Annotated in this window: 5 protein-coding genes; 3 read left to right on the top strand and 2 right to left on the bottom strand. The window is 65.6% G+C overall.

Annotated features, from left to right (window positions below; all coding sequences use genetic code 11):
• Positions 1-330, bottom strand: a 330-nt coding sequence (locus EOA29_RS30365; RefSeq protein WP_145969879.1) for a TetR/AcrR family transcriptional regulator, incomplete at its 3' end; no start/stop codon positions are given.
• 114 nt (positions 331-444) lie between these two features.
• Here EOA29_RS30365 and EOA29_RS30360 point away from each other — a divergent pair.
• The 3 genes from EOA29_RS30360 to EOA29_RS30350 are packed head-to-tail and all read left to right on the top strand — an operon-like array spanning position 445 to position 2,939.
• Positions 445-1,641: a Tm-1-like ATP-binding domain-containing protein gene (locus EOA29_RS30360; RefSeq protein ID WP_126091847.1), complete on the top strand. Its 1,197-nt coding sequence runs from the start codon at positions 445-447 to the stop codon at positions 1,639-1,641.
• 12 nt (positions 1,642-1,653) lie between these two features.
• Positions 1,654-2,508 carry a phosphoenolpyruvate hydrolase family protein gene (locus tag EOA29_RS30355; protein ID WP_126091846.1) on the top strand — a complete coding sequence of 285 codons (855 nt, stop codon included), beginning with the start codon at positions 1,654-1,656 and terminating at the stop codon, positions 2,506-2,508.
• Positions 2,509-2,522: 14 nt separating this feature from the next.
• Positions 2,523-2,939, top strand: a complete 417-nt coding sequence (locus EOA29_RS30350; protein ID WP_126091845.1) for a cupin domain-containing protein — start codon at positions 2,523-2,525, stop codon at positions 2,937-2,939.
• Positions 2,940-2,973: 34 nt separating this feature from the next.
• Here EOA29_RS30350 and EOA29_RS42350 read toward each other — a convergent pair.
• Positions 2,974-3,188: hypothetical protein (locus EOA29_RS42350; RefSeq protein WP_210213185.1), on the bottom strand; the 215-nt coding region annotated here is incomplete at its 5' end.

Below are 3,188 nucleotides of genomic sequence, written 5' to 3'. Positions count from 1 at the left end.
CTCGATGCGCGGCATGGCGGTGGCGAAGAGATCCGCAACCCGCCGCTCCGGGTCGGCCGAAGCCGATTTCCAGGTCAGGATCGGACCGAGCCCCTCGTCGACGACGGCGTGCACCAGCGCCGCTTGACTGGGGAAGTAGCGATACGCCGTGGCGCGCGACACTTCCGCCGCCTCGGCAACCTCGCTGACCGAAGGCGTCACGCCGGCCTGCATCAGCCGCGTCGCCGTCTCCAGCATCAGCCGCCTCGTTCGTGCGCGTGCCCCCTTTTCGGCTGGCGGCACTTGCTCGGCATCATCGTTCGATGCGGCTTGTTGACGTGAGACATCCATGTCAATACGATACGCGCGTCTCAAAAAATTGCAAGGCATCGTGCCGGGCAGGAAGCGGCGGGTGGCAGTGTCGGGGGGCGCGCCGGACAACGCTAGAGACAACGGGGAACGCCAATGAAGCGCATCTACGTGGTCGGCACGGCCGACACCAAGGGTGAGGAGCTTGCCTTCCTAGCCGACGCAGTCGCCGCTGCCGGCGGCACGGCCGCCCGCGTCGACATCGGCACGCGCGGCGCAACCGTGCCGGTGGATGTTCCGGCAAGCGAGGTCGCGGCGCATCATCCGGATGGAGCCGGCGCGGTTCTCGGCATCGACGATCGCGGCACCGCCGTTGCCGGCATGGGCGTCGCGTTTGCCCGCTTCATCCAGTCCCGCGACGACGTCGCCGGCGTGATCGGCATCGGCGGCGGCGGCGGCACCTCGATCATCACCGCCGGCATGCGCGCGCTGCCGCTCGGCCTGCCGAAGATCATGGTTTCCACGCTCGCTTCCGGCGACACCGCGCCTTATGTCGACGTCTCCGACATCGTCATGATGCCGTCGGTGACCGACATGGCCGGCCTCAACCGGCTGTCACGCGTCGTGCTGCACAACGCCGCCCAGGCGATATCGGGCATGGCCGCGAGGCCCGCACCAATCGCCGCCGGCAAGCCGGCGCTGGGCTTGACCATGTTCGGCGTCACCACGCCATGCGTGACGGCAATCGTCGAGCGGTTGCGCGCCGACTATGACTGCATGGTCTTCCACGCCACTGGCACCGGCGGTCGCTCGATGGAGAAGCTCGCCGACAGCGGCCTGCTCGCCGGCGTCATCGACATCACCACCACCGAAGTCTGCGATCTCCTGTTCGGCGGCGTGCTGCCAGCGACCGAGGATCGCTTCGGCGCGATTGCCCGCACCAAGCTGCCCTATGTCGGCTCGGTCGGCGCGCTCGATATGGTCAACTTCTGGGCGCCGCCAACCATCCCCGAAAAATATCGTGGACGCCTGTTCTACGAGCACAATCCAAACGTGACCCTGATGCGCACGACGGCTGAGGAGTGCCGCCGGATCGGCGAATGGATCGGCGGCCGCCTCGCCAACTGCGACGGCCCGGTCCGCTTCCTGATCCCGGAAAAGGGCGTATCGGCGCTCGACATCGAAGGCGGCGCTTTCTTCGACCCGGAAGCCGACGCAGCGCTTTTCGAGGCGATCGAGCGCACCATCAAGCCGACCAGGAACCGCACCGTGACGCGCCTGCCGCTGCACATCAACGATCCCGCGTTCGCCAAGGCCGCCACCGAGGCCTTCCTCGACATTGCCAAGAAGTGAGACCCGACAAGCATGGCCGCCATTCCGCGCAAGGAAATCCTGGAGAAGTTCCGCAAGATGATCGCCGACGGCGTGCCGATCGTCGGCGGCGGCGCCGGCACCGGCCTGTCGGCCAAGGCCGAGGAGGCCGGCGGCATCGACCTCATCATCATCTACAATTCCGGCCGCTACCGCATGGCCGGACGCGGCTCGGCGGCCGGCCTGCTCGCCTATGGCAACGCCAACGAGATCGTCAAGGAAATGGCCTATGAGGTGCTGCCGGTGGTGAAGAAGACGCCGGTGCTGGCCGGCGTCAACGGCACCGATCCCTTCGTCATCATGCCGCTGTTCCTGGCCGAGCTGAAGATGATGGGCTTTTCCGGCGTGCAGAATTTTCCGACCATCGGCCTGTTCGACGGCACCATGCGCCAGAGTTTTGAGGAGACCGGCATGGGCTTCGGCCTCGAGGTCGACATGATTGCCAAGGCGCACGAGCTCGACCTGCTCACCACGCCTTACGTCTTCAACCCCGACGAAGCGCGCGCCATGACAAAGGCCGGCGCCGACATCATCGTCGCCCATATGGGCGTCACGACGGGCGGCTCGATCGGCGCGACCTCTGCGAAGTCGCTCGATGCTTGCGTGACGGAAATCGACGCCATTGCCGAGGCCGCGCGTTCGGTGCGCAAGGACGTCATCCTGCTGTGCCACGGCGGGCCGATCTCGATGCCCGACGACGCGCGCTACATTCTCGAGCGCTGCGAGGGACTGCACGGCTTCTACGGCGCAAGCTCGATGGAGCGATTGCCGGCCGAGGCGGCGATCGCCAGGCAGACGGCGGATTTCAAGGCCGCGGCAGTCGGCAAAGCGAACACCGCCAGCAACTAGGGAGGGATGAGGCAATGGCCGACAAGAGCAAAGTATTCGTCTACCCGAAGGATGTCAGCGCCTTCGGCTTCGACTGGGGCAGGCTGGCGCTCACCGTCGCGCCGGAAGTGAACGGCGCCGCCCGCTTTTCCGGCGGCGTCGTCGACCTGCCTCCAGGCAAGGGCCACACCCGGCACAACCATCCGGGCGCCGAGGAGATCATCTTCGTCATCTCCGGTAATGGCGAGCAGATGGTCGAGGACGAGAAGGGCAATCCGGTGGTCGCGAAGGTCGGTCCCGGCTGCACCATCTACGTACCGGAAAGCCGCTTCCACTCGACGCTCAACACCGGCGACCAGCCGATGCAGCTTTTCGTCGTCTATTCGCCGGCCGGCCCGGAGCTCGTGCTGCGGGAACTACCGGATTTCAGGCTGCTGCCGGCGGGACAGTGATAAGTTGATTCTTCTGTCAGGGCAGCGCTGCCCCTCATTGTCCTGCCGGACATTTCTCCCCGTAAAGTGACGGGGAGAAAGACGCTTTCATTCGCCAATTTTCAATGCCGACCTGACAGCGGCTGTCCAGCCGATAGATGGGTAACACTTTGAACCGGATACATAGGTTACAGTTTTCCCCCTGAGTTGCTGTCCGCCGCAGTGCCGTCTGGTCGGGGTTGAAGGGCACTGCGGCGGACCAGTTTTTTG

Source organism: Mesorhizobium sp. M1E.F.Ca.ET.063.01.1.1 (assembly GCF_003998155.1).
GTDB lineage: Bacteria > Pseudomonadota > Alphaproteobacteria > Rhizobiales > Rhizobiaceae > Mesorhizobium.
This window is presented reverse-complemented; position numbering and strand designations above follow the sequence as displayed.

Coding starts and splice junctions, on each gene's coding strand:
- EOA29_RS30360 (WP_126091847.1), top strand. CDS start 445: ATGAAGCGCATCTACGTGGTCGGCACGGCCGACACCAAGGGTGAGGAG.
- EOA29_RS30355 (WP_126091846.1), top strand. CDS start 1,654: ATGGCCGCCATTCCGCGCAAGGAAATCCTGGAGAAGTTCCGCAAGATG.
- EOA29_RS30350 (WP_126091845.1), top strand. CDS start 2,523: ATGGCCGACAAGAGCAAAGTATTCGTCTACCCGAAGGATGTCAGCGCC.